At 64.5% G+C, this 21,445-nt stretch carries 22 protein-coding genes; 3 read left to right on the top strand and 19 right to left on the bottom strand.

The window, feature by feature from the left end; translation table 11 throughout:
• Positions 1 to 121: 121 nt before the first annotated feature.
• Positions 122 to 556 carry an Lrp/AsnC family transcriptional regulator gene (locus RTP54_RS12725; protein WP_312363026.1) on the bottom strand — a complete coding sequence of 145 codons (435 nt, stop codon included), beginning with the start codon at positions 554 to 556 and terminating at the stop codon, positions 122 to 124.
• Positions 557 to 679: 123 nt separating this feature from the next.
• On the opposite strand from RTP54_RS12725, the gene RTP54_RS12720 reads away from it, so the two are divergent.
• Positions 680 to 1,264, top strand: coding sequence for a cysteine hydrolase family protein (locus RTP54_RS12720; protein WP_312363024.1), 585 nt, complete (start codon positions 680 to 682; stop codon positions 1,262 to 1,264).
• 15 nt (positions 1,265 to 1,279) lie between these two features.
• Here the strand turns inward: RTP54_RS12720 and RTP54_RS12715 are convergent, their stop codons facing one another.
• The 10 genes from RTP54_RS12715 to RTP54_RS12670 form a co-directional block, all read right to left on the bottom strand.
• Positions 1,280 to 1,801 carry a hypothetical protein gene (locus RTP54_RS12715; protein WP_112810373.1) on the bottom strand — a complete coding sequence of 174 codons (522 nt, stop codon included), beginning with the start codon at positions 1,799 to 1,801 and terminating at the stop codon, positions 1,280 to 1,282.
• A gap of 159 nt (positions 1,802 to 1,960) precedes the next feature.
• Positions 1,961 to 3,106: an ABC transporter substrate-binding protein gene (locus RTP54_RS12710; protein WP_312363020.1), complete on the bottom strand. Its 1,146-nt coding sequence runs from the start codon at positions 3,104 to 3,106 to the stop codon at positions 1,961 to 1,963.
• 1 nt (position 3,107) lies between these two features.
• Entirely contained in the window at positions 3,108 to 3,863 is a 756-nt protein-coding gene (gene fhuF, locus RTP54_RS12705; protein ID WP_312363019.1) for a siderophore-iron reductase FhuF, read from the bottom strand.
• 241 nt (positions 3,864 to 4,104) lie between these two features.
• A complete protein-coding gene (locus tag RTP54_RS12700; protein WP_312363017.1) occupies positions 4,105 to 4,596 on the bottom strand; it encodes an ester cyclase in 492 nt (163 codons plus the stop codon).
• A 70-nt stretch (positions 4,597 to 4,666) separates the two neighbouring features.
• Positions 4,667 to 6,094: a gamma-aminobutyraldehyde dehydrogenase gene (locus RTP54_RS12695; RefSeq protein ID WP_112810370.1), complete on the bottom strand. Its 1,428-nt coding sequence runs from the start codon at positions 6,092 to 6,094 to the stop codon at positions 4,667 to 4,669.
• A gap of 25 nt (positions 6,095 to 6,119) precedes the next feature.
• Complete coding sequence (locus RTP54_RS12690) at positions 6,120 to 6,932, bottom strand: ABC transporter permease (RefSeq protein ID WP_112810369.1); 813 nt, start codon at positions 6,930 to 6,932, stop codon at positions 6,120 to 6,122.
• A complete protein-coding gene (locus tag RTP54_RS12685; protein ID WP_112810368.1) occupies positions 6,922 to 7,872 on the bottom strand; it encodes an ABC transporter permease in 951 nt (316 codons plus the stop codon). Before RTP54_RS12685 ends, RTP54_RS12690 begins: the two co-directional genes overlap by 11 nt.
• Entirely contained in the window at positions 7,869 to 8,867 is a 999-nt protein-coding gene (locus RTP54_RS12680) for an ABC transporter ATP-binding protein (protein ID WP_112818046.1), read from the bottom strand. The genes RTP54_RS12685 and RTP54_RS12680 overlap by 4 nt, the downstream gene beginning before the upstream one ends.
• Before the next feature lie 190 nt (positions 8,868 to 9,057).
• On the bottom strand, positions 9,058 to 10,218 hold the full coding sequence (locus tag RTP54_RS12675) for an ABC transporter substrate-binding protein (RefSeq protein WP_112810367.1): 1,161 nt from the start codon (positions 10,216 to 10,218) through the stop codon (positions 9,058 to 9,060).
• A 212-nt stretch (positions 10,219 to 10,430) separates the two neighbouring features.
• Positions 10,431 to 11,339 carry a LysR family transcriptional regulator gene (locus RTP54_RS12670; RefSeq protein WP_112810366.1) on the bottom strand — a complete coding sequence of 303 codons (909 nt, stop codon included), beginning with the start codon at positions 11,337 to 11,339 and terminating at the stop codon, positions 10,431 to 10,433.
• A gap of 160 nt (positions 11,340 to 11,499) precedes the next feature.
• Here RTP54_RS12670 and RTP54_RS12665 point away from each other — a divergent pair, with 160 nt between their 5' ends.
• A complete protein-coding gene (locus RTP54_RS12665; protein WP_409517105.1) occupies positions 11,500 to 12,423 on the top strand; it encodes an alpha/beta hydrolase in 924 nt (307 codons plus the stop codon).
• A 28-nt stretch (positions 12,424 to 12,451) separates the two neighbouring features.
• Here RTP54_RS12665 and msrA read toward each other — a convergent pair whose 3' ends face one another.
• A complete protein-coding gene (gene msrA / locus RTP54_RS12660; RefSeq protein WP_312363261.1) occupies positions 12,452 to 13,156 on the bottom strand; it encodes a peptide-methionine (S)-S-oxide reductase MsrA in 705 nt (234 codons plus the stop codon).
• Between the two features lie 208 nt (positions 13,157 to 13,364).
• Between msrA and RTP54_RS12655 the strand changes: the two genes are divergently transcribed.
• Positions 13,365 to 13,766, top strand: coding sequence for an ACT domain-containing protein (locus tag RTP54_RS12655; RefSeq protein WP_312363008.1), 402 nt, complete (start codon positions 13,365 to 13,367; stop codon positions 13,764 to 13,766).
• On the opposite strand, the gene RTP54_RS12650 is transcribed toward RTP54_RS12655, so the two are convergent.
• The 7 genes from RTP54_RS12650 to RTP54_RS12620 all read right to left on the bottom strand — a co-directional run bounded on the left by RTP54_RS12650 (position 13,767) and on the right by RTP54_RS12620 (position 21,318).
• Complete coding sequence (locus RTP54_RS12650) at positions 13,767 to 14,198, bottom strand: GFA family protein (protein WP_312363006.1); 432 nt, start codon at positions 14,196 to 14,198, stop codon at positions 13,767 to 13,769.
• A gap of 107 nt (positions 14,199 to 14,305) precedes the next feature.
• On the bottom strand, positions 14,306 to 15,880 hold the full coding sequence (locus RTP54_RS12645) for an MFS transporter (RefSeq protein WP_409517124.1): 1,575 nt from the start codon (positions 15,878 to 15,880) through the stop codon (positions 14,306 to 14,308).
• Between the two features lie 13 nt (positions 15,881 to 15,893).
• Positions 15,894 to 16,361: an SRPBCC domain-containing protein gene (locus tag RTP54_RS12640; protein WP_312363002.1), complete on the bottom strand. Its 468-nt coding sequence runs from the start codon at positions 16,359 to 16,361 to the stop codon at positions 15,894 to 15,896.
• Between the two features lie 134 nt (positions 16,362 to 16,495).
• On the bottom strand, positions 16,496 to 17,062 hold the full coding sequence (locus RTP54_RS12635) for a TetR/AcrR family transcriptional regulator (RefSeq protein WP_312363000.1): 567 nt from the start codon (positions 17,060 to 17,062) through the stop codon (positions 16,496 to 16,498).
• Positions 17,059 to 17,553, bottom strand: coding sequence for an HPP family protein (locus RTP54_RS12630; protein ID WP_112818040.1), 495 nt, complete (start codon positions 17,551 to 17,553; stop codon positions 17,059 to 17,061). The genes RTP54_RS12635 and RTP54_RS12630 overlap by 4 nt, the downstream gene beginning before the upstream one ends.
• A 66-nt stretch (positions 17,554 to 17,619) precedes the next feature.
• Positions 17,620 to 19,614: a CocE/NonD family hydrolase gene (locus RTP54_RS12625; RefSeq protein ID WP_312362996.1), complete on the bottom strand. Its 1,995-nt coding sequence runs from the start codon at positions 19,612 to 19,614 to the stop codon at positions 17,620 to 17,622.
• Positions 19,615 to 19,725: 111 nt separating this feature from the next.
• On the bottom strand, positions 19,726 to 21,318 hold the full coding sequence (locus RTP54_RS12620; protein ID WP_312362995.1) for an ABC transporter substrate-binding protein: 1,593 nt from the start codon (positions 21,316 to 21,318) through the stop codon (positions 19,726 to 19,728).
• Positions 21,319 to 21,445 lie beyond the last annotated feature (127 nt).

Genomic DNA, 21,445 nt, shown 5'->3' with positions numbered 1-21,445 from the left:
GGCTGACGGCGCGGACGCGCCGTCGCTGGATTTCTGTGACGAGCACAGGAATGAGGCTCCATGGCCCAGCGGCGGATTGGGGCCGGAAAAGTGCCCGCCGTCGTGGTGCGCCAGTGCGCGATTACTCCTGTCGGTCGAAATGAGTGCGCAGCGCCACATGGGTCTGCACCGTGGCCACGCCCGAGATCAGCGAAATCTGTCGGCGGATGGTGTCGAGATCGCCGTTCGAGGCGCATTCGATCAGGAGCATCAGGTCGGTCTCGCCGGCAAGCGACCAGCAACTGACGACAGGCGGCATGCCGGCCAGATGCGGCACGATGTGATCGCAGTTCTTGCCGGGCTGGAAGGAGACGGCGATCAGCGCGCGCACCACCGGTGCCTTGTCCTCGATCCCCAGGCGGATGGTATATCCGGCAATCACGCCCTTCGTTTCCAACCGCCGAAGACGCTCGTGGGCAGCACTGCGCGACAGGCCTGAATGGCGGGCGAGCGCCACCAGGCTCTGACGCGAATCCTGTCGAAGCGCAGCGACCAGCAAACGGTCTTTCTCATCCATGTCTGTCAATATGTCGCCCCTATGCACGCAAAGCCGGAAGTTCGTCCGGCCAGGCGTCATCTTGTCCAGTGAAACCGGACGATAGGGCAGCTAGCTTCTTCAGGCAACCAAGGAGCTTCAGCCATGACCACACCGCGACTTCCCGACAATGCCGTCCTGATCCCGATCGATATGCAGCAGGCGTTCGACGCGGCACCCTGGCCGCCGCGCTGGAATGATGCCGTCGATGACAACGGGCGCGCGTTGCTCGCCTCGTGGCGGGCGGCGGGACGGCCGGTCATCCACGTGCGCCACGACAGTGTCGCTCCGGGCTCGACCCTTGCGCCCGGTGCTCCCGGCAACGCGCCACGGCCGGGTTTCGCGCCTGAGGGCGACGAGCCGCTTGTCAGCAAGAGCGTCAACGCCGCCTTCATCGGCACCGATCTCGACTTGCGCCTGCGCCGGCTCGGCGTCGATACGGTCGTGCTCTTCGGCATCTCGACGGACATGTGCGTCTCGACCTCCGTTCGGGTCGGCGCCAATCTCGGCTATCGAGTGATCCTGGTGGAGGATGCCTGCGACTGTTTCGACCAGCCGGATGGTGCCGGCGGCACGATCCCGGCGCGGGATATCCACCGGGCGCATGTCGCGACGCTCAGGGCGGAATTTGCCGAGCTGACGACGACGGCGGAGATCGTCTCCGCCTTGCGGCCGGCGGCGGCAGCGTAGGAATACTGCGGCGCGCTACTTGCTGGCGGCGCCGCGGACTTCCAGCACCTGGTAGGTCCATTTCGGCGTCGTCAGGCTTACGCCCTCGCGGCTCGGGAAGGTCAGGAAGGTCTCGAACGGCCTGGCCTGGCCGACGGGCACGCGCGAAAGCAAAAGTGCCGTGTCGTCGCCGATCTTGGTGCAGCTGTCTTCGGGGCAATCCTCGAGCGTCACGGCAAGCCGGAAATATTCAAGCGGCGTCGCGCCGTTGTTGGTGACGGTGCCGCGCAGGCGGAAGCTCCGCTCCGGCTGGCTCTGCTCGAAGGTCATGTCGGTGAGCGCTATGTTTTCGGCGGCAGGCGTTACAGGCTCAGTTGCGACCGGCTCGGGTGCCGGCGACTTGCGCTCGCTGCGGTCGCTGATCCAGACGATGAAGGCGGAGAGCAGGGCGATTGCCACTGCGACCGACAGGATGGGCTCGGCCCACCGACGAAAGCGACTGAAACGCGCCGCCAGATACACGACCGCCACGCCAACCAACGCTACCAACCAAAGCATGAAGCTCCTCCCTATCGACCCTTATATAGGGTGAGCCGCAGGTGGCAACATCGCCGGGTGCGCACGGCGGTCACGCCTTCGGCATTTGGCCGTTCGCGCCGCCGGTCTTTTCGCCAACCCCTTGCGCCGATTGTGAATGCAGGGGCCAGAGTTGACCCTCTAGCGAGCGGAATCGGCACCAAGGCTGACGGTGAACGTGCCTTCGAAGGGCACGGCAGCGAAGCGCTCGTTGATCTCGGCGAGGCTCTTTTCCGGGTCGAGATCGGCAAAGATGTCGGGCCGCAGCCAATGGGCGAAGGCTTCGGCGGCGACGATGTTGAGCGGGATGGCGTTGAAGAAGTTCCAGATGCCATGGACACGGCCGCCTTCGACGGCCGCGATGCCGGAGAGGGCTGGCGCCTCGACCGCCGCTGCCAAGGTCTGCTGCGCCTCATCCCTTGCAACGCCCGGCCCGATGGAAAAGCCGCTATAGGTTCCGCCGGGAGACGATGTCGCGATATAGACCTCGGGGTTTGCGGCGATGACGGCTTCGGCACCCACCGTGCCCCCCGCTCGCGGCAGCGCGTCTTCGGTGATGTTGCGGCCGCCGGCGATCGTCAGGAATTCGCCGAGCCCGCCGACGCCAAAGGCCCAGCAGCACTGGTCGGGCTTGGGGAAGGCATGCATCAGCACGCTCGGCCGCGGCTCCGGCTTGGCGGCCACACGCGCGCGGATCAGGGCCAGCTTGTCCTCGTAGTAGCGGGCGAAGGCTTCGGCCTGCTCGTCGCGCTCCAGGATCTTGCCGAGAAGCCGCATCATGTCCGGCGTGGTCTTGAGCGGGTCACTGTTGAAATCGACGACGATAACGGGCACGCCGATGCTGGTAAGGTAGTCGATCGTGCGCTGGCCCGGCTCGGTGTCGGCCTGCCAGTTGGCGAGGATGGCGAGGTCGGCCTTGAGCGTCAGCAGCGCTTCATTCGACAGGCCCGGAAGCGTGCCGTCATCGATCAGCGGCACGTCCGCGATCGCGGGGAACTTCTGGCGGAAACTCTCGTAGATCTCGGGATTGGCGCCCTTCATGTCGCTGGACCAGCCGGCGAGCAGGCTGACGGGATCCGGGTGAATGAGCGAAAGCGCGATCAGGTTGAAGCCGCTGCCGAGCAGGATCGCACTCGGTTTCGCGGGGATCGTCACCTCGCGTCCGGCCGCGCCCGTGACCGTCATCGGCCATTTGCCCTCGGCTTGCACAGGTGCTGCGAAGACCGTCAGGGCAATGAGCAGCGTCAGGAATGCACGGGTCGCGAAGCGCAAGGCGAGATGAAGCAAGCTACTGTTTCCGTTGGCTGGGCAGGGCGCAGAGGCTGCCGCAGCTGCGCACGCCCGGGAGCAGGTAACGCAGGCAGCAGATCTTGCGCCGACAGACGCGTGCGCCGTCCTCTTCCTCGTGGCGCAGGCAATCGAAGAAGGGGTTCGGCGAGCCGTCGGGCAGGGATTTGCGGCCGGTGAGGGCTTCGGCCTGGGCATGAAGCGGCTCGACGCCGGCGGCGCGCAGCGCATAGTCGATGTAGACGACCGCGTTGTTCCAGGCGAGCTTCGGGGCGATGCCGCCGCTCGACTTGAGGTAGCCGACGACCTCGCGCAGGTGCTCTCCCATCAGCGGCGCCAGGGTGGCAAAGACGTCTTCGTCGTCGCTTGCCTGCCAGTCTCCGGCATCGGCGACACCGAAGGCGCGCGGCAGGCCGTCCTCGGCGAGTGCCACCTTCATGCGGTCGAACGACACCGGCAGCACCTGGTGATCGAGCACGCGGGCAACGATGTAGGGGATCGTCAGCGCCGAGAAATAATAGAGCGACCACATGGAGGCGACCGCGCGGCGGTCGCTGCCGCCAGATGCCGCAGCGTAGATGTCGAGCGCCTGGTCGAAGGCGCCGGAGCCGAAGAACTCGGGCAGCGCGATGCCATCGGCAAGGTCGTCCGACAGCATCATCTTTTCGTTGCACCAGGCATGCGGGCCGGAAAAGGCGGACGAGAGCACCTTGATGCCGCCCGTCTCCATGAGCGCTTCGGACGCAGCCGCCGTCATCGCGTCACCCGGTGTGAGCGTGACACAGCCGGCAACCCGACCGAAGCAGCGAACCTTGTTGCGAGCATGCGATACACCGTCTGAACCCCGTCAGAAACTCATAAGGTGAACGTGATACTCATGATTTTAGCAGGTGCAAGTAATTTCGTGACTTTGCAACCATGTTTTGATCCCGGGCCGGGGAAGAAGGACGAACCGCGAGCCTTCCCTCGCGGTTCGTCAAGGCTGGGCGCTGTCGCGGCTACAGCAGTCCGAGCTGCTTGTAGAAGCCGAGGGCGTCGTAATAGTCGTTCTGCGCGGCGATCTTGCCGTCCTTGACCGTGAACACCGAGGCGCCGGTAAACTTGAAGCTCTTGCCGGTCGCCGCCGTGCCGTCGGCCCAGGCGCCGGAATTGGTGCCCGAGAATTCCCATTCGAAGGAGACCTTGTCGCCGGCGGCGATCGGGTCGCCCTTCATGGTCCAGACGGCGTCGGGCGCCGCATTGAGGAAATTGTCGATGACGCCGGTCTTGGCGGCATCCTTGCCGGTGACGGGCTTTCCGACCGAGGCGTCGTAATAGCTGACGTCATCAGCAAAGTAGGAGGCGGCCTTGCCCGCATCATGGGCATTCCAGGCGGCGACATAGGCCTTGACGACATCAGGCGCCGCCTCGGCGGCAAAGCCTGGGGACACGTGGACAACGGCACTCAGACCCAGAGCACCCAAGGCGACAAGCAATTGGCGGCGGTACATGGCATTTCCTCCCGTTGTCATGGTTTCAGGCGTGGCGCCGCCGAACGGACATCGCGCCACGCCTGAACGCCTAGCCGTGGTTGATCATGATGTGACGGACGGCAGTGTAATCCTCCAGCGCATAGACGGACATGTCCTTGCCGTAACCGGACTGCTTGACGCCGCCATGCGGCATCTCGTTGGTCAACATGAAGTGGGTGTTGATCCAGGTGCAGCCGTATTGCAGGCGCGAGGCGGCTTTCATCGCCTTGGAGATGTCCTTGGTCCAGACGGATGAGGCGAGGCCGTAATCGCTGTCATTGGCCCAGGCGACGGCATCGTCGTTGCCGGTGAAGCGGGTGACGGAGACAACGGGGCCGAACACTTCGCGCCGCACGATCTCGTCCTCCTGGGTGGCGCCGGCGATCACCGTCGGCTGGAAGAAGAAGCCGTCGGCGCTGCCGGGCGCACCGCCGGTGGTGATCTCGATGTGCTTCTGGTCGGCGGCGCGCTCGACGAAGCTGGCGACACGGTCGCGCTGGCGGCGCGAGATCAGCGGGCCGATTTCGTTTTCGGTATCGTCGGCAAGATTGTAGCGGATGGTCGAGACGGCCGAGCTCAGGTCGGCGACGAGCTTTTCGTAGATGCCGGCCTCGGCATAGATGCGGCAGGCGGCGGTGCAGTCCTGGCCGGCATTGTAGTAGCCGAAGGTGCGGATGCCGCTCACGACCGCTTCGAGGTCGGCGTCGTCGTAGACGATGACGGGGGCCTTGCCGCCGAGCTCCAGATGGGTGCGCTTGACCGTCTTGGCAGCGGCCGTCAGCACTTTCTTGCCGGTGGCGATATCGCCGGTGATCGAGACCATCGCGATCTTCGGATGGTTGATGAGCGCATTGCCGACGGTTTCGCCGCGGCCGGTGACGACGTTGACGACGCCTTCCGGCAGGATGTCGGCCAGCAGCCGGGCAAGCTTCAGCGCCGTCAGCGGCGTCTGTTCCGACGGCTTGAAGACGACGGTGTTGCCGCCGGCGATCGCTGGCGCCAGCTTCCACGCCATCATCATCAGCGGATAGTTCCAGGGCGCGATCGAGCCGACGATGCCGACCGGGTCGCGGCGGACCATGGAGGTGTGTCCGGGCAGATACTCGCCTGACGTCGGCGCATGCAGGTTGCGGATGGCGCCGGCGAAGAAACGCCAGCAGTCGACGATCGCTGGCAGTTCGTCGTTCCTGACGGCATTGATTGGCTTGCCGCAGTTGAGCGCTTCGAGCGCTGCAAAATCATCGGCGTTCTTCTCGATCGCGTCAGCGATCTTCAGGAGGTAGCCGGAGCGTTCGCCCGGCGTCGTCATCGACCAGGAGACGAAGGCGCGTTCCGCCGCGTCGACGGCCGCCTCGACCTGCATGTGCGAGGCTTCGGCAAGATCGATGATCTTTGCGCCGGTGCGCGGGTTGAGGATGAGCTCGTCTGCTTCGGTGCCGGCCTCGAAGCGCGATCCGATCAAAAGCTGGGTGTCCATGTCTGTTCTCCCTTGAACGTCTTGTTCATTTGCCGGCGCCGGCGATCTGGTCGCCGTCGCGGGTCAGGTAGTAGGCGCCGAGGATCGGCAGGAAGGTGACCAGCACCACGATCATGGCGACGACATTGGTCACCGGGCGCTGGCGCGGGCGGATGAGCTCTTCGAGCATCCAGATCGGCAGCGTCGACTGCTGGCCGGCGGTAAAGGTGGTGACGATCACCTCGTCGAAGGAAAGCGCGAAGGCGAGCATGCCGCCGGCCAGAAGCGCCGTGCCGATGTTCGGCAGGATGATGTAGCGGAAGGTCTGGAAGCCGTCGGCGCCGAGGTCCATCGACGCCTCGATCAGTGAGCCGGAGATGCGGCGGAAGCGGGCGACCGCATTGTTGTAGACGACGACGATGCAGAAGGTCGCGTGGCCGAGAACGATGGTCCAGAACGAAAACGGGATCTCCGCCATCGAGAAGGCCGAGCGCAGCGCGATGCCGGTGATGATCCCGGGAAGCGCGATCGGCAGGATGACCAGCAGCGAGATCGTCTCGCGGCCGAAGAACCGCGTCTGGCTGACGGCGGCGGCGCAAAGCGTGCCCAGCACCAAGGCAATCGCGGTGGCGATCGAGGCGACCTTGACCGACAGGGTCAGCGCCGCCCAGACATCCGGCCTGTTCCAGGCGACGGCAAACCATTGCGTCGTCAGGCCCGGCGGCGGGAACTGGTAGCTCTTTTCCTCCGTGGTGAAGGCATAGAGGAAGATCAGGAGGATCGGCACATGCATGAAGGCAAGGCCGGCGGCAGCCGCGATCTTCAGGCCGAGAGGGGAGCGGTTGCGTTCAGAGCGCATCGAAGGCCCCCATGCGTTTGGCTACAAAGAGATAGGCGCCCATGATGACGATCGGCACGACGGTGAAGGCGGCGGCAAGCGGGATGTTGCCGGCCGTGCCCTGCTGGGCATAGACCGCCTGGCCGATGAACAGCCGGGACGAGCCGATGATCTGCGGGATGATGTAGTCGCCGAGCGTCAGCGAAAAGGTGAAGATCGAGCCGGCGACGATGCCGGGAAGCGCCAGGGGAAAGAGCACGTGGCGGAAGGTCTGGGCCGGCGTGCCGCCGAGATCGGAGGAGGCCTCGATCAGGTTGGTCGGCACGCGCTCCAGTGCTGCCTGGATCGGCAGGATCATGAAGGGCAGCCAGACATAGACGAAGACGATGAAGGTGCCGGTATAGCTGACCGAGAGCGAGTTGCCGCCAACGACGGGAAGCGACAGCCAGGCGTCAAGCAGCCACTGCAGATGCAGTTTTCCGAGGAACCAGGTGACGATGCCTTCCTTGGCGAGGATCAGCTTCCAGGCATAGATCTTGACAAGGTAACTCGACCAGAGCGGCAGCATGACGCCGAGATAGAACAGCACCTTCCATTTTCCCTGGGCATACCGTGCCGCGTAATAGGCGATCGGGAAGGCGATGAGCGCCGAGGCGATGGTGACGATCGCCGCCATCGAGACGGTGCGAAGGATGATGTCGAGATTGGTTTCGCTGAGGAGCTGGCGATAGGTCGCAAGCGTGAACTCGTAGCTGATGAGGCCGGAGAAATCGTCGATCGAGAAGAAGCTCTGCAGCAAGAGCGCAAAGAGCGAGCCGACATAGACGACGCCGAGCCACAGGAGCGGCGGTGCCAGGAGCACCGTCAGGAGCACATGCGGGTGCTTCCAGAAGAAGTCCGACAGCCGCCCGGCCGCGCCGCGGCGGTCGACCGCGTTGAGGTTTTCAGCAAGGGCGGTCATGCGTCCTCCATCGGGTGCAGCTCGTTGGCCGCAAAGCTGATGGTGACGGGGCTGCCGATCGTGGGAACGGCAAGTGCTGCGGGGCTTGCAACCGCGATGCGCGCGCCATCGACGTCGACGACGACGCGGTTGACCGCGCCGAGGAAACTATGGGCGGCCACCGTGCCTGAGAGGCTGAGCGCACCTTCGGACGGTGCCGACAGCGCGATCGCTTCGGGACGCAGGCTCGCGTAGGCGGATCTGACCCCCAGCTTCTGGCAGAGCTTTGCCGGCAGCACGTTGGACGAGCCGACGAAATCGGCGACGAAGCGCGTCTTCGGCTGCTTGTAGACTTCTTCGGGGCTGCCGAGCTGCTGGATGCGGCCATCGTTGAAGACGGCGATGCGGTCGGCCATCGAAAGGGCTTCGCCCTGGTCGTGGGTGACGAAGACGAAGGTGATGCCGAGCGACTTCTGCAGGCTTTTCAACTCCTCCTGCATCTGCTCGCGCAGCTTCAGGTCGAGCGCGCCGAGGGGCTCGTCGAGCAAGAGGACCTTCGGCTTGTTGACGAGCGCACGGGCGAGCGCCACGCGCTGGCGCTGGCCGCCGGACAGCTGGCCGGGGCGGCGGCTGCCGTAGTTCGGCAGCTTGACCATGGCGAGCGCGTCCTCGGCCGCCTTGCGACGCTCTTCGCGGCCGACGCCCTTGACCATCAGCCCATAGGCGACGTTGTCGAGGATCGAGAGATGCGGGAAGAGGGCGTAGTCCTGGAATACGGTGTTGACGCTGCGGCGATAGGGCGGCACGCCCTCGGCCGTCTCGCCGAAGATTTCGATATGGCCGCCGCTCGGCTGCTCGAAGCCGGCCATCAGGCGCAGGCACGTGGTCTTGCCGGAGCCTGAGGGGCCGAGCATGGCGAAGAACTCGCCCTCGGCGATCTCGAGATTCACACCATCGACGGCGCGCACGGCGCCGAAGTGGCGGGAAACATTGTCGAAAAGTACGGCGGTGGACATCAGATTGCTCCAGGATTCCAGCCCCTCATCCGCTGCCGCGACCGTCTCCCCGCTTGCGGGGCGAAGGGTTCCTGCGGTTGGCGTCTCGCCCATAGCTCATCCGGCAGGTTTGCCGGGGGCGTTCCCTCTCCCCGCGTGCGGGGAGAGGGTCAGGGTGAGGGGCAAATGCTTGCGATACGGTCGCTAAGGCTCAGCGGCCGCCGATGACGCCGATATAGTCGGAGACCCAGCGGTGATAGGGTACGCACTCGCCCTGGCTTGCGCATTTCGTCACCGGCGTCTTCCAGAACTTGACCTTGTCGAAGTCCTCGTAGCCGTTGGTCTTGCAGCCGGCGTCGGTCAGGAGCTCGTTGCCCTTGCAGGCGGCGCCGACGGAGGGGTTGGCGCCGAACCAGGCGGAGACGTCGCCCTGAACCTTCGGCGACAGCGAGTGCTCCATCCACATATAGGCGCAATTCGGATGGGCGCTTTCGGCATGCAGCATGGTGGTGTCGGCCCAGCCGGTCACGCCTTCTTCCGGGATGGTCGAGGCGATCGGCAGCTTTTCGGCTTCCATCAGATTGACCTGGAATGGCCAGGAACCGGAGGCGACGACGCCTTCGTTCTTGAAGTCGTCGATCTGGATCATCGCGTCGTGCCAGTAGCGGCCGACGAGGGTGCGCTGGGTGCGCAGCAGGTCGAGGGCAGCCTTGTACTGGTCCTCGTTGAGCTCGTAGGGATCCTTGATTCCGAGCTCGGGCTTGTGCTTCATCAGGTAGTTGGCGGCGTCCGCCACATGGATCGGGCCGTCATAGGCCTGGACGCGGCCCTTGTTGGACTTGCCGTCGGGCAGGGTCATTTCCTCGAAAACGACATTCCAGCTCTTCGGTGCCTCGCCCTTGAAGGCATCCTTGTTGTACATCAGCACGTTCGGGCCCCAGACATAGGGGGTGCCGTAGTGAACGCCGTTGACCGTGTACCAGGGCGCATTCTGCATGCGCTCGTCGATGGTCTTCCAGCTGGGGATGAGATCGGTATTGATCGGCTGGACGCGCTTGCCGGCGACGAGCCGCAGCGAGGCGTCGCCAGAGGCGGTGACGAGGTCGAAGCCGCCTTCGTTCATAAGCGCCACCATTTCGTCCGATGTCGCAGCCGTCTTGACCGAGACCTTGCAGCCGCTCTGCTTTTCGAAGTCGGTGACCCAGTCGTAGTTCTTGTCTGTCTCGCCGCGCTCGATGTAGCCGGCCCAGGCGACGATCGACAGTTCGCCTTCGCCCTTGCCCAGTTCCTTCAGCGGTTCCTGCGCCAAAGCGGGTGCCACGAGGCCGAGCGAAAGGGTCAGCGCGGTACAGGATTTCAGGATCTGCTTCATCTGAATTCTCCCAGTTTAGAGCCGCATTTTACGGCTTCGTTCCCAGGTTGAAGCGTGCCTTGATTTCTCCGCATTCGCAAATTCATTAATCAGAATGCCGCTATCGGTTTTGCCGATATCAGGAGTAATTCCAGCAACAGTGCGCAGCGGTGTAGCGTACGGAATTGCGTGAAAACAAAGAGATGGAGGCGCCTGCGCCGAAGATGGGCGCGTCAGCGCGGGCGGGCGCTGCGCAGCGCTTCGGCGATACCGACGAAATCGCGGGCCGATTGCGGCAGGCTGGAACCCTTGCGCCAGACCATGCCGACCTGGACGACGGGAAGCGCGCCCGAGACGTCGCGGCTTTCGATGCGGTCGCCTTCGAGCGACCACGGGCGATAGACGAGATCGGGCAGAAGGGCGATGCCGGCACCCGTTGCCACCAGGCTGCGCACCGCTTCCACGGAGCGGGTGCGGAAGGCGACATGAGGGCGGGCGCCGAGCGCCGACAGCAACTTGCCGGTGTTTTCCTCGATTTCGTCGACCGTCAGCATGATCAGCGGCTCCTTGGCGATATCGCTGATGGAGATGATGTCGGCGCTGACAAGCGGATGGCCGATCGGCAGCCACAGCCGGTAGGGCGAGGTCTCGAGAATCTCGGCCTGCAGCGCCATGCGGTCGCGCAGATTGGAGATGACCATGACGGCGACGTCGAGTTCGCCCCCGATCAAGAGGTGTTCGAGATAGGAACCATTGTCCTCGATGGCGCTGACATCGACGCCGGGGCAGGCGCGGCGGTAGCGGGCCAGGAGATCGGAGAGCACGTAACCGGCAACCAGCGAGGTGACGCCGAGATTGAGCTTGCCGCCGGTTTCTTCGCGGCTGTCGGAAAAACTGCGCCGGGCGTCGGAAACACTGGAGAGAATCTTGGTGGCGTGGCGCAGGAACTGATGGCCGTTGTGGGTGATCGACAGGCCGCGCGGATGCCGGTCGAACAGCTCGACCCCGAGATCGCCTTCCAGCTCCTTGATCGCCTCGGTGATCGAGGATTGCGAGATCGACAGGTTTTGTGCCGCGCGGGTGATCGAGCCCTGCTCGGCGACGGCGACGAAATACTGCAACTGTCTGAAGGTGAAGGCCATGGCACGAGTTAATCGTTGTCACGGCGTGCTTGCAAGCGCAGCAGAGCGGTCATCCCCGACAACGCAACTGCGGCGGGATTTTCGCGCCGATGTCGGTTTCCGGACAGATGGCGGGCCGAGCAATGTTAGACTTGCGCCGGACACATCAGGGAGGCGGATTGTGGATCAGCTCGTGGCAAGACCGATGCCGACAGAGGAAGGCATCCTCGCCTTCCACCAGCGCTGCGAGGCGTTCTATCCTGCAGACGCGGTCGATGCGCCGATCGAGCAGCAGCGCAAATGGTACGATGCGCTCTGTGCCGAGTTCGACGCGCCGTCGCCGGAAGGCCTGACGCGCGAGGACGCGCTGGTCGACGGCCGCATTCCGATCCGGCGCTACAGGCCGGCGACGATCTCCACCGACACCCGGATCTATTACATTCATGGCGGCGGTTTCGTCGTCGGCTCGCTCGACAGCCATGATGCCATCTGCGCCGAGCTTGCCGATTTTGCCCGGGCCGAACTCGTCAGTGTCGACTACCGCCTGGCGCCGGAGCATGTCTGGCCGGCCGCGTTCGAGGATTGTTACGCGGTTCTCCAGGTTTTGCTGGCCGATGGTCGACCTGTTGTCATCGCCGGTGATAGCGCCGGCGGCAATCTCGCGGCCGGGGTCGTCTTGAAGGCGCGGGCAGATCGGCTGCCCGGTGTCGTCGGGCAGGCGTTGATCTATCCGGGCCTCGGCGGCGATCTCGTTTCCGGTTCCTATGTCGAGATGTCCGACGCGCCGGGCCTGACGACGGCCGATACCAAGTACTACCGGGAGATCCTGCAGGCGCCCGCCGGCAATCCGTTTGCCGCACCGCTGGTCGAGAAGGATCTTTCCGGGCTGCCGCCGACCTACATCACCGGCGCCTTTTTCGATCCGTTGCGGGATGATGCCCGAACCTATGCGGCGCGGCTGGCAAGCGCGGGTGTCGATGTCACCTTTCGCGAGGAGCCGCAGATGATCCATGCCTGGCTCAGGGCCCGGCACATGAGCGAGGGCGCGCGCGAAGGCTTTCGCCGGCTCGCAGCGGGCATTGCCGTTCTGGTCGGCACCGGCTGAGCGTACCGCCGGCTTCCACGGAGTTACGCTAACTCTTTGCCTTGAGCACCAGCACCGGGTTGGCGCGGAAACTCTGCGGGAACAGTTGGCGCAGGCTCTCGATCTTCGGCATGTCGTTGTAGACGATGTAGGGATAGGTCGGATTGCGCGTCAGGAAATCCTGGTGGTAGGCCTCGGCGGCATAGAAGCCCTTGAGGGGCGTGATTTCGGTGACGATTTCGGCCGGGAACACGCGGGATTTGCCGAGTTCGGCGATATAGGTCTCGGCGATCTTCCTTTGCTCCGGCGTCGCGACGAAGAGAGCCGAGCGGTACTGCGTGCCGTGATCCGGTCCCTGGTAGTTCAGCTGCGTCGGGTTATGGCCGACCGAGAAAAAGATCTGCAGCAGCTTTCCGTAACTCACCTGGCCCGGGTCATAGGTCACCTCCACCGATTCCGCATGGCCGGTGTCGCCATTGCTGACGGCCTCGTAGGATGCCGTACTGCTTTTGCCGCCGGCATAGCCGGAGACCGCCTTGCGGACACCCTTCACATGCTGGAACACGCCCTGCACGCCCCAGAAGCAGCCGCCGGCAAAGACGGCGGTCTCCGATCCGCTCACCGCCTTCTCGTCCAGCGATGGCGGCGGAATGGACACGGCCGGTTCCGCGGCCTTTGCCACTGCTGAAATGGAAAGCGTCGCGCCGAGCGCAATGGCACAAGCGATCCGCCGCAAGCGGCGGCTGGTCTTCATGGAGAGCGGATGCATATCGCGTTCTGCAACCATCGGTCGGTTCCCTTGCCGCGGTCGGGCGGCGGCCGTGATGCTCCCATGCTTTTCGCCAGACCCTTCGAAAGCAAATCGCAAACGCGTGCTTCACGGCAATGTGACGATCCGCTACCAGACGAATGGCGGTGTGATCGCGTTGAGCGGTGACCAGGGATATTCCGGAGGAGGGACGATGGCTGGGGAAACGGATCTTGCGAAGTTGCTGGCGACGATGGCGCCGGTGTTGTTTCCGCAAACCTACGTCTATTGCACCGTGCCCCATGACGAGGCGCAGCGCTATATGTCGCTCGCGCCGCTTGCCACCTATCGAGAGGACGAGGGGGTGACATTGATCCTGGAGCGTCATGCGGCCGATGCGGCTGACCTCACCTATGGCCCCGTGCTCGCCCGCATCACGCTCAACGTGCATTCCGCGCTCGAAGCCGTCGGTTTGACGGCGGCCGTGGCCACCGCGCTGACGCGCGAAGGCATCAGCGCCAATGTCGTTGCGGCCTATTATCACGACCACATCTTCCTGCCGAAGGCGGACGCCGAGCGGGCGCTTGCAGCGCTCAGGGCACTGAGCCCGGCGTAATCATGCCGCCGATCCCATGAAGCGGATGTCGGCCGGCGGGTTTTCGTAATCGTCGTGGCGGCCGTTCTCGTAGATGATCGGGGCCGTGCCCAGCTCCTCGTCGCTGACGCCGTCGAGGCAGGCGACGTTGACGGCATAGAAGTGGCCGAGAAAATCCTCGAGATAGCCGCGGGAAAACGGCCTGACGCCGCAGCGGTTGCAGAAATAGTGATCGACGTCGCCCTCGCGCCAGTTCGATGGCACCGCTCGATAGCTCGTCAGCGCTTCCTTGCCACTGGTGATCGCGAACTCATCGCGAAGCGCGAAGGATTTCTGCATGCGTGTCTTGGCGCAGAAGCTGCAATTGCAGCGGCGGATGCCTTCGGCAAAATCGAGCTGGCATTCGAATGTAACGGCGCCGCAGTGGCAGCTGCCACGATAGGGCTTTTTCATCGGAGCTCTCCAGTCGTTGGGCAGGCGTCGCCTGGCCCCGGACTTGCGACCGGGGAGGACACTGCCAGGGTGCATGTCGATGCGTGGCTAGGCGGTGGCTTTCCGGGCTATCCGGCCTTGGCCGAGATTTCCGTATCGTCGGCGACAACAGGATCGTTGTCGGCGCCGTCGTCGGTCGCCTTGCGCAGAAGCAGGAAGGCAAGCAGCGCCGTCAGCAGCGAGAGGGCGACGCAGATCGATGCGGTGAAGGCGAAGGAGTTGGTGAACACGTCGCGGGCGGCCGACAAGAGCCGCGCGGACTGGTCGCCCGGAAGCTGCTCGGCGATCGCAACGGCGCCGCCGAGTGTCTGGCGTGCGGTCGCTACGGTTTCTTCGGGAACGCCGGTTACCACCACCTCGTCCATGCGGCTGCGATAGGCTGAGGTCAACATGCTGCCGAGCACGGCGATGCCGAGCGCGCCGCCGAATTCGAAGCTGGTTTCCGAGATCGCCGAGGCGGCGCCGGCGCGCTCCGGTGGGGCGGATCCGACGATCAGGTCCGTCGTCAGCGTGCCGACGGGCGCAAAGCCGAGGCAGAGCACGACGAGGCCCGTCGTCACGAGCAGCGGGCTGCTCGTGGTTTCGACCTGGGTGCAGATGGCAAAGCCGATGGCGGTCAGGACGAAGCCGCCCGCAATCAGGTTGGAGGGCGCGTAACGTGCGGCCAGAGACGGCACGAGGATCGAGCCGAGCACCATGGCAACACCCGTCGGCACCGACCAGAGACCGGCCACGAACGGCGACAGGCCAAGCACGAGCTGCAGGTACTGCGCCACGAACAGGAAGGCGCCGAAGCCGACGAAGAGGCCTAGGATGTTGACGCCGAGCGCCGCGCTGAAGGCCGGCGTCCTGAACAGGGCAAGGTCGATCAGCGGATCGGCAAGCCGGCTCTGGCGCCTGGCAAACAGGATGGCGACGGTGAACCCGAGCAGGATGAAGACCACGGCGGTCACGTCGACGCCGTCTTCTGCGATGCGCTTCATGCCGTAGATCACCGAGAGGACGGCCACGAGGGATTGCCCTGCGCTAACCAGATCGAGCCGGCCGGCATTGGGATCGCGGAATTCCGGCAGCAGCATCGGGCCGAGGATCAGGAGCAGGATCATCACCGGCACCGCCAACAGGAAGACTGACCCCCACCAGAACTGCGACAGCATCAGACCGCCGACCACGGGGCCGATGGCGCCGCCGGCCGAGAAACTGGCGATCCAGATGCCGATCGCCAATGTGCGCTGCTTGTCGTCGAGGAACATGTTGCGGATCAGCGACAGTGTCGAGGGTGCGAGCGTGGCGGCGGCGACGCCAAGGATGGCGCGCGCCAGGATCAGCGTCTCCGCGCTCCAGGCGAAGGCGGCGAGCACCGAGGCGATGCCGAAGGCGACGGAGCCGATCATCAAGAGCCGGCGCCGGCCGATGCGATCGCCGAGCGTGCCCATGGTGATCAGCGAGCCCGCCACCATGAAACCGTAGATGTCGACGATCCACAGGAGCTGCGATGCCGAGGGTTTCATCTGCTCGGTCAGCTGCGGCACGGCCAGGTTCAGGACCGTCAGGTCCATCGAATAGAGCATGCAGGGCAGGGCGAGGACGGCAAGGCCGATCCACTCACGCCGTGTGGCCTTCGGGCCGGGTGCGGCGTTCATGCTGTCGCGTGTCTCAGACATTGCAAACATACTCCTGCAGTCTTTCGAGGCACTCGCCCCAGCCTTCCTGGTGCGAGTCGCGCTCGTCTGCGCTGTCGAACGGGGTCTGGTGGAAGGTCAGGCGCGTCTTGCCGCCGACATCGGTGAAGGAGACCGTGACCAGCGTATCGGCCCCCGGTTCGTTGTCCTCGTCCCAGGCGAAGGTGAAGATGAGCTTTTCCGGCGCGATCACCTCGCGATAGACGCCGCCCATCCAATAGTCGCGGCCCTCGGGCGAGCGGATGCAGCCGCGCCAGGCGCCACCGGGGCGGAAGTCCATCTTCATGGAATGGGCTGTGAAGTTGCGCGGTCCCCACCAACGCAAGGCATGCTCGGGCGTCGACCAGACCTTGAACACCAGACTGCGCGGCGCGTCGAAGATCCTGGTGATCTCAAGGCTCAGTCTGTGTTCGCGCGACGCGCTTTCACCGGTCAATGCCATGACGAACTCCTCCAGTGGCCAGCGCAATCGTCATGCGCGGCCGTTCTTTAACTCGAAAGTTATTTAACTCGTCGGTTAATAACTGCGCGCGCGCCGAATTGTCAAGGCAGGAGGCGCTTGCGAGCTGATTTTTGTCAGTTCGGCGACGGTTGGCAGCGGGTCCTCAGACGGGCCAGCACCCGGCCGAAGGCTTCGGGATCATCGAGGCTGCGGGCAAGAATGAGCGCGCCCTGGATGCCGCCGATCACCTCCTCGGCCAGCGCCTGTCGGTCTCCTTCGGCGATACCCCGGCGGCCGAGCGCTGCGGCCAGCGCCGCACGCCACTCGACGAAGTAGCGGTTGAGCTCGACGGAGAAGCGATCATGGGCGCCGCTTGCGGCAATGACGCCCATCAGGCAGAGGCGGCGGCCCTGACGAAAATAGCCGTCGACGGCCGCAAACATGTCGTCCACGGCGGCGGCCGGCCTGTCATCGCCGTTCAGCCGGTCGAAGATGTGGGTCTGGAACCATGAGGCGATATCGGCAAGCACGGCCTCGGCCATCTCCTCCTTCCCGCGGGGAAAGAAGTGATAGAGGCTGCCCTTGCCGAGCCCGGTCTTCTCGGTGATCAGGCTAAGGCTCGCTCCGTCATAGCCGTGCTCGCGAAAGACCTCCGCGAGCGTGGCGATGACGTCCTGGCGTTCGGCGACGACGCGGCTCATGCGGGTTTCCTTTGCAGTGGATACTCGACCTTGCCGAACCGATGAAACAGCGTGCCGACTGCGACCAGGATCAGCGAACCGGTGAGCACGGGGAAGATGAGGAAGTCGAAGCCGGGGTCGCTGGCAAAGACCACCAGCGGATTGGCGCCGGCCGGCGGATGGGTGATGCGCAGCGCCGCCATCAGCGCGATCGCAGCACCAACGGCAAGGCCGACCGCCCACCATTCGTTAGGCAGGAGCGCGCGCAGGACGAGGCCGACGAATGTCGCGACCAGATGGCCGCCGACGACGTTGGCGGGTTGCGACAGCGGGCTTGCCGCCACCGAGAAGATCAGCACGCAACTGGCACCGAACGGTGCCATCAGCAATGGCTCGCCGACGATGTTGGTGAGCGCGCCGACGGCGGCGATGGCGACAAGACCGCCGATGCCGGCGATCAGGCCACGGCCGATCTGGATTGCGGGCTGGTGACGAAAGAAGAAATGGCGCATGACTGTACCAATCGGTAAATTGTTTACCGATTGGTACAGTCATGCGCGCTTGTTGTCAAGGCGGCGTTACATCAGATCGCGCGCAACCCGTTTGGCAAAGCTCTTTTCGAAGATCGGCGCGTCGTTTTCATAGGCGACGATCTTGGCTTCGGTGATCCAGTCCTTGGCGTCGCAGGTGAGCACCGAGGTCGAGACGGTGCGCACCGACCAGCCTTCGCGCCGGGCAATGCAGGTCCAGGTCGAGGTGCCGACCATCGAATGCGGATCGTCGGCGGCAATCGACCAGGTCTCGTCGCGAATGTCCTGCGTTGCGAGCCCGGTATCGGGGTGCTCGCTCAAGCCGCCATCCTCGTAGATCCGGTAGTGGGTGACGCCATTGCTCATGTCGCGCTCGACGGTGCGGCTGGTGCTACCGGCTGTGCGCTCGATGTATTTCGGCAGCGGATCGGGGTTTTCCGGCTCGGGCACGACGATCTCAGCGTGCTCTCCAAGCAAGGGAAGCGAAAGCGACAGAGAGGCCGTGTCGATCGTCAGGCCGGGATCGCTCGGCGGCGGCAGGATCATCGGCCAGTAGGAGGTCGATAGCGACAGCCGGATGCGGTGGCCGGCGCGCACGCGATAGCCGCAGGCGTCGAGCGCAAGCGTGATCCGTGTCTTGCGGCCCTTTTCCATCGCCCGGGGTTCGGCATTGCCGTCGCGGTGCGCCAGGTTCAGAACGCCGAAGGCGATGCGGGTGGAGGTGCCGTCCGGATGCACGTCGACGATGCGGGCGACGAGGTTGGCGATATCGGCGCCGCAGGTGATGTCGACGGAGACGCGTGCCTGACCGAGATAATCCTCAGCCTCCAGCAGCGGCCGCGTTTCGAAGGTCAGCGCACCGGCATCGTCGATGCGCTGGTCGCCGGCCATTTCGGCATCGGGCTTGAGCGTGAAATATTCGCCAGACGCGGTGCCGGTGTCGAGCGGCGACTTCAGATAGACGTCGCCGATGCCCTTGCCGTTGGTGTTGACGGCCAGTCGGCCGTCGAGCGTGACGCCGAGAACCTGCATTTCCGGCGTCTGCCAGACATCCTTGGCGACCCAGCGGCCCGGGTCATTGTCGCGCCTGACAGCCGGGCGCGGACCGTCGAGGATATAGGCGCGCACCTGCGGCCCGCCCTCGGCGCCGTTGTTCTCGTCGCGCAGCCAGCGGTTCCACCAGCGGATCGCCTCGCCGTGGAAATCGGCGCGTGGCTTCGGCCAGGCGAAATGCGGATATTTGTGCACCCAGGGGCCGATCATCGCCTTGGCCTTGGAGCCCAGGCCATCGGCGGCTTTGAGCGGCGTGTTGCGATATCCGTCGGCCCAGCCGGCGATGACGAGCGCCGGCGTGTCGAAGCTGTCAAAGTCATCTGCGATCGAGCCGTGTTGCCAGAAGGCGTCGCGGCGCTGGTGCTCAAGCCACTCCTCCATGAAGTAGGGCTCGTTTTCCAGGCGTTCGAGCCACATTTCCTTCCAGCGGTCGCCGACGATTTCAGGGTCCGGCGAGCGCGACTGATAGGCGAGCATCGTCGCCGCCCAGGAAAGCTGGGCGGAGAGATGGCAGCCGTTCTTGTAATGGATGTCGTCATTGTAGCGGTCGACCGTCGAGGCGATGGAAATGACGGCTTTCAGTGCAGGCGGCTTCAGCGCCGCCACCTGCAGGCAGTTGAAGCCGCCCCAGGAGATGCCCATCATGCCGACCTTGCCGTTCGACCAGGGCTGGGCGGCGATCCATTCGATGATCTCGCAGCCATCGGCGAGTTCGCGCGGCGTATATTCGCCGTCGATGACGCCGTCGCTTTCGCCCGAGCCCCGGATGTCGACGCGCACGCCGGCAATGCCGGCGCCGGCAAACACCGGATAGGTCGATTCATCGCGCAGGCTCGTGCCGCCGCGCTTGCGGTAAGGCAGGTATTCGAGGACGGCGGGAACCGGATCGGCATCCGTGCCTGCGGGCATCCAGATCCGGGCGGCTAGGCGGGTGCCGTCCTTCAATCGGATCCACTCGTTCTCGATCAGGGTGAAGTCACGGTCTGACATATCGCTTGTTCCGCTCATTCTCATGGTTTTCAGGCATTTCCGGCACAACCGCCACGCGCTTTTGCCGGAAATGACCTGTTTCTTACTCTGACTGCCAAAAAAGCCGCCGTCTTAGCTGTCGAACCAGACGCGGCTGGCGACGTAGCCGTTCGAAAGATCGTTGCCGATGTCGTGCACGAAGCCCTTCAGCGATGCGGTGGCGGCGTTCACGTAGTCGTTGAACACCGGCAGGATCAGGCCGCCTTCGTCGCGCACGGTCATCGCCATCGTGCGGTACATCTCCTTGCGCTTGGCATCGTCGAGTTCCGCGCGGGCCTGGAGCAGCAGCTTGTCGAAATCTTCGCGCTTGAAGCGGGTGTCGTTCCACTCGGCGCTGGAGAGATAGGAGGTGGAGTAGCGCGAATCCTGTGTCGGGCGGCCGCCCCAGTAGGACGCGCAGAAGGGCTGGACGTTCCAGACATTGGTCCAGTAGCCATCCTCCGGCTCGCGGCGAACCTCGAGCTCGATGCCGGCCTTCTTGGCGCTTTCCTGAAACAGGACGGCGGCATCGATTGCGCCGGGGAAGGCGGCATCCGAGGTGCGCAAGAGGATCGGCCGGTCGTGGCCCGACTTCTTGAAGTGGAAGGCGGCCTTGTCGGGGTCATAGGCGCGCTGCTCGATGCCCTCGGGCGCCAGCGCATAGTTCTCGTTGACAGGGTAGTCGTTGCCGAGCGTACCGAACCCGCCGACGACCCGATCGAGGATGGCCTGGCGATCGACGGCGTATTTCAGTGCCAGCCGCAAATCGTTGTTGTCGAAGGGGGCCGTGTCGCAATGCATCAGGAAGCTGTAGAAACCCTTGCCGGCGGTCCGCAGGATCTCGACGCGCGGCGCGCGCTTCAGGAGCGGCACGGTCTTCGGGTCGATGTTGTTGATGAAATGCACCTGGCCGGAGGAGAGTGCTGCGATGCGCGCCGTCGTGTCGTTCATCACGATGATCTCGACGCTGTCGACGAAGCCGCGATCCTGGCGCCAGTCATTGGTGTTCTTCTCGAATGTCGAGCGTAGGCCCGCCTCGTAGCTTGCAAGCTTGTAGGGGCCGGTGCCGATGGGCGAGGCGGGATTGTCGACGCCGCCGCGCGGCTGGATGATCAGGTGATAGTCGGTCAGAAGCAGCGGCAGGTCGGCGTTGCCTTCGGTCAGCGTCAGCACCAGCGCGCCTGCCTTCTCCTCGATGGCCTTGATCGAGCGCATCAGGCCGAGCGCACCCGACTTCGAGCCTTCGTCCGAATGCCGCTTCAGCGTGGCGATGACATCGGCGATCGTCATCTTGCTGCCGTCGTGGAAGCTGACGTCGCTACGGATCTTGAAGGTCCACTGCGATGCGTCCGCCGAGGGCTCCCAGGATTCGGCCAATGCCGGCAGCGGCGCGCCGGTCTTCGGATCGGACTCGACCAGCGTGTCGCCCCAGAGATGGCCGATGACGAAGGAGACCGAACCGCTGTAGCCGGCGGGATCGAGCGTGTCGGTGGTGGCGCCGCCTTTCAGGCCGAGCTTCAAATGACCGCCGCGGTTCGGCTCCTCTGCGCGCGCATCGCCCGCTGCCAGCAACGTACCGCCAAAACCCGCCGCCAGACCGAGCGCTGCGGTGCCCGCGAGAAAGCCGCGGCGGTTGATGCCGGCGGGCACGATCAGGCCGTCGGGACGCTTGGTGAAATCGCTCATGTGCAGGTTCCCTCTGAAGTGTTGTTTCCTGAGAAAACCTAACGCCTGACACAGGTCACACAATTTCGCGACTTGACGCTATCTTACGCGACTTTACGCTATCTGGCATTCCGTTCTGGAGAACCAT

Origin of the sequence: Ensifer sp. (assembly GCF_031989085.1) — a bacterium.
In the GTDB taxonomy this organism is placed as follows: domain Bacteria; phylum Pseudomonadota; class Alphaproteobacteria; order Rhizobiales; family Rhizobiaceae; genus Ensifer.
The sequence above is the reverse complement of the archived record's forward strand: the minus strand, read 5'-3'. Positions and strand labels throughout refer to the sequence as shown.